Source organism: Acidovorax sp. NB1 (assembly GCF_005405905.1).
Lineage (GTDB): Bacteria > Pseudomonadota > Gammaproteobacteria > Burkholderiales > Burkholderiaceae_C > Acidovorax.
This window is the reverse complement of the sequence record NZ_BJHU01000046.1, coordinates 1-4,138: the sequence shown is the minus strand read 5'-3', so window position 1 is coordinate 4,138 and position 4,138 is coordinate 1. Positions and strand designations below refer to the sequence as shown.

Below are 4,138 nucleotides of genomic sequence, written 5' to 3'. Positions count from 1 at the left end.
GAAAGCATGGGCGCCGCCGTGTGGCTCCAGGCGTAGGCCGAGGCGGCCACACGGTCGTAACCCTCTTCCATCTTCACCACCATCATTTCGATGGCGATGATGGCGTCGTCCACCAGCAGGCCCAGGGCCAGGATGAGTGAGCCCAGCGTGATGCGGTCAAAGTTCTTGCCAGAGGCGGCCATGACCACGAACACCGCCGCCAGCGTCAACGGCACAGCGGCTGCCACGACGATGCCCACACGCCAGCCCATGCTGACAAAGCACACCACCATCACCACCAGCAGGGCGACGAAAAACTTGACCATGAACTCGTCCACCGCCGAGGCAATGTTGACAGCCTGGTCGGTCACCTTGGTCAGCGTCATGCCCATCGGAAGTTCGGCGTTGATTTGGGTGACCTTGGCCTCCAGTGCCTTGCCCAGGTCGAGCCCGTTCCAGTCGTCGCGCATCACCACGCCCAGCAGCAGGGCGGGCTCGCCACCGTTGCGCACTAGGAACGTGGCGGGGTCTTCGTAGCCGCGCTCGACGGTTGCCACATCCGACAATTTCAGCGTGCGCCCCTGCGCGACGATGGGGGTCTGCCTTATCCTCTCCAGCGTGTTGAGGGCGCCGTCCACGCGCAGGAAGACCTGCGGCCCCTGGGTTTCGATGGAGCCTGCGGGGGTCAGTACGTTCTGGCTGTTGAGGGCTGCAAAAATGTCTTGCGGTGACACGCCCAGCGTGGCCAGCCGGTCGTGGGAGAAGGAGACAAAGATCCGCTCGGACTGCTCCCCGATGATGTTGACCTTCTTGACGCCCGCCACGTGCAGCAGTTGCTGGCGCAGCACCTCGGCATCGCGCACCAGTTGCCTCTGGGGCTCACCCTTGGCCTTGAGGGCGAACAACGCAAAGGTCACATCGGCATACTCGTCGTTGACCATGGGGCCGATAACGCCCGCAGGCAGCCTTCGGGCCTCGTCGCTGATCTTCTTGCGGGCCTGGTAGAACTCTTCCTGCACCTGCGAGGGCGGTGCGCTGTCGAGCAGCGACACCATGGTGAACGCCAGGCCAGGGCGGGTGAAGGTTTCCGAGCGGTCGTACCAGCGCAGTTCCTGCATGCGCTTTTCCAGAGGTTCCGCGACTTGGTCTTGCATCTCCTGTGCTGTGGCGCCGGGCCAGGCCGTGACGATCGTCATCTGCTTGATCGTGAAAGGCGGGTCTTCTGCGCGCCCGAGCTTGGCGAAGGCCAGAATACCTGCCGCTGAGATCAGGAAAATCAGGAACAGGGTGATGGCGCGCTCGCGCACGGCCAGCGCCGACAGGTTGAAGCGGCCTTGGCTCACGGACGTGCTCCTTCGGTCACAGCGGCTGCAGCCGCCATATCGGTCAGCCGGACCGAATCGCCTTCACGCAGCAGGTGCGCACCCAGCGCGACAACCCGCTCCCCAGGCTTGATCTGGCCCGCTACGTAAGCCCCCGCATCGTCCAGGCGCTGGACGGCCACGGGCTGCCAGGCCACCTTGGCCGGTTCACCGCGAATCACCCAAACGCCCGGGCCCTTGCCCGCATCGAACAAGGCGCCGATGGGCACTTGCAGGCCCGCCGCCACAGAGGTTTTGTCGTCTGCGATGCGCACCACCACCGTGGTGCCGAGGGGCGCGTTGGCCAAGTCGCCTTCCAGCACGTAACGGGCCTCGAAGGTGCGCGTCACCCGGTCTGCCGCGCTGGACAGCTGCCGCAGCTTGGCCGGGACGGCGAGGCCTTCTTTGCCGAACAAGGTGGCTTGCGCCTGCGAACCGATGGCGGGGCGCAGAGTCTCGGGCAACTGGATGAGCGCCTCGCGGCGGCCAGCGTGGGCCAGGCGGACCACGGGTTGCCCGGCGTTCACCACCTGGCCGGGCTCAGCCAGTGTTTCCACCACAACGCCGTCGCCATCGGCCACCAGCTCAGCGTAGCGGCTGGCATTGCGGGAGACATCGGCCTGGGCTTCGGCGGCGCTGAGCTGCGCCTGGGCGGCGTCTGCCGCTGCCTTCGCCTGGTCGTAGGCCGTGGCAGAAATGGCACCTGTGCCGCGCAAATCGCGGTAGCGCGCTTCATCTTCCGCCGTCTGACGTGCACGGGCGCGTGCAGCGGCCACTGCCTCTTGTTGCGCATGGGCGGCCAGCTTCAAGTCCACCGCATCGATGCGCATGAGCGGCTGGCCGCGTTTGACGGTCTGCCCCGCATCCACCAGCCGTTCCAGCACCTTGCCCGGGACGCGAAAGCCCAGGTCACTTTGCACCCGTGCCGCTACGGTGCCGGTGAACGCCCGGGTCGAAGCCGAGGCCTCCTGGACAACGGCGGCGCGCACCAGCGGCGCCTGGGTGCGGGGGTCGGAAGAAGCCTTTTCGCCGCAAGCGACCAGCGCCAACGGCAAGGCAGAAACGAGAAACAGGGTGGCGAGGCGAGGCCGGAGCATGAAAGTCCCTTGTGCGAATGGATCGGGACTTTCATTGTGATTCTTGTGACTAAATTAGTCAATAGTCACAAATCAATTGTGGATCAGGGAGACAGGCTGCGCAGAACCAGGCTGGACAACTGCGCGGGCGCCTCGTTGGCGTAGTCCAGGCTGTGCTGGAGGATCAGGGGGTTGAGGTAGGGGCGCATCACCAAGTGGATGGCAGCGGTGGTTTCATCCAGCGGCGTCTTGCGCTCGAAGTCGCCGGTTTGCCGGCCTTCCTGCAACACATCCCGCAGCAGCGACTGAAGGCGCTCTTCATAAACGATGGTGGATTGCCAGCGTTCGGTCGCCGCCGAAGTAGCGATCTCGTAGAGCTTTCTGTCCTGAAAAAAGAGCCGCAGGCTCGACTCGACAATGGCTTTGAACATGCGCCGAAGCTTCTCGGGTGGGCGATCGGCCTGGGCCACGGCGGCCCGAACCTCGCTCTCGATATCGCCCAGGCAGTTGGCGCAAATCATCTCGCCAATGGCCTGCTTGGACTCGAAGAACTTGTAGATATAGGCCTTGGAAAAACCGATTTCCTTGGCGAGGTCGGACACGGTGGTTTTTTCGTAGCCGTAGCGGCTGAAGTGCTCGGTGGCGGCCGTCACGATCTGGTTTCGCACCTCGTGGTCCGCAGGGCCCCGGCCTGCGGCGGTGGGATGGCTGGTTTTGGTCATGGGTGCAGCTTACGACAGTCTCGCGCACTAGACAACTAGTGACCATTTGGTATTATGGTCACAACTCAATGCCCTGACGATCGGAAAACACCATGTTGCCCAAACGTACCCTCGCCGCCCTTCTTGTGGCCAGCCTGTCCGCTGGCTGTGCCGTGGGGCCGGACTATGTCCGCCCCCGTGTCGCCCTGCCTGGGCAGTTCCAGGAGCGGACCCTCCGAGAGCAACCGCTGGAGAAGGCGCCCCCTGATCTGGCCCACTGGTGGTCCAGCTTTGGCGACCCGCAGTTGACGCAGTTCGTGTCGCTGGCGCTGCAGCAGAACCTGGACCTGGCGCAAGCCGCTGCCCGTGTGGCCCAGGCGCGTGCGGGGCTGGGCGCTGCCGACGCCGCACTGCTGCCGTCTGCCGCCGTGTCAGGCCAGGCGGCACGGGCCTACCAGTCCACGCAAACGCCTTTGGGGCAGGTTTTGAGTTCGACGCCCGGCTTTGACCGGTATGGCAGCGCCTACGAGGCCAACCTGGGCGCCAGTTGGGAGCTGGACATGTTTGGCGGCCTGCGCCGGGGGCGGGAGGCGGCCACGGCCGAATACCAGTCCTCGGAAGCAGGCGCGGTGGCCACCCGCCTGACCGTGGCGGCGCAAACGGCAGACATCTACATCACCGTGCGTGGTCTGCAAGCCCGCCGGGACGTGGTCCGCCAGCAGGTGCAGACCCAGCAAGCTCTGCTGGCCAACATCCGGCTGCTGCACGGCAAAGGCCTCGCGGCCGAACTCCAGGTGCGGCAGGCGGAAGGCGCGCTCTCGCAGGCGCAAGCGGCCATCCCCATGCTGGATGCGTCCCTGGACACGGCGATGAACGCGATGGATGTGATCCTGGGAACGCCCCCAGGCACCTACCGCGCAGAACTTATCGCACCAGGCCATATCCCCAGCACGCCACAAGGCATCGCGACGGGGTCGCCCAGCGACCTGCTCAGGCGCAGGCCAGACCTCATCGTTGCGGA

4 protein-coding genes are annotated in these 4,138 nt (G+C 65.2%); 1 reads left to right on the top strand and 3 read right to left on the bottom strand.

Annotated elements, in window-relative coordinates; all coding sequences use genetic code 11:
- From AvAM_RS21595 to AvAM_RS21585, 3 genes are all read right to left on the bottom strand, one after another.
- Positions 1–1,322: efflux RND transporter permease subunit (locus tag AvAM_RS21595; protein WP_137749009.1), on the bottom strand; the 1,322-nt coding region annotated here is incomplete at its 3' end.
- Entirely contained in the window at positions 1,319–2,437 is a 1,119-nt protein-coding gene (locus AvAM_RS21590; protein ID WP_137749008.1) for an efflux RND transporter periplasmic adaptor subunit, read from the bottom strand. The genes AvAM_RS21590 and AvAM_RS21595, both read right to left, overlap by 4 nt.
- Before the next feature lie 83 nt (positions 2,438–2,520).
- Positions 2,521–3,138, bottom strand: a complete 618-nt coding sequence (locus AvAM_RS21585; protein WP_137749007.1) for a TetR/AcrR family transcriptional regulator — start codon at positions 3,136–3,138, stop codon at positions 2,521–2,523.
- A gap of 92 nt (positions 3,139–3,230) precedes the next feature.
- On the opposite strand from AvAM_RS21585, the gene AvAM_RS21580 reads away from it, so the two are divergent.
- The coding region (locus AvAM_RS21580) for a TolC family protein (protein ID WP_171012361.1) at positions 3,231–4,138 on the top strand (908 nt) is incomplete at its 3' end.

What these genes read in the sequence shown, in the direction of transcription:
- AvAM_RS21590 (WP_137749008.1), bottom strand. Translation starts at nt 2,437, where the DNA reads ATGCTCCGGCCTCGCCTCGCCACCCTGTTTCTCGTTTCTGCCTTGCCG.
- AvAM_RS21585 (WP_137749007.1), bottom strand. Translation starts at nt 3,138, where the DNA reads ATGACCAAAACCAGCCATCCCACCGCCGCAGGCCGGGGCCCTGCGGAC.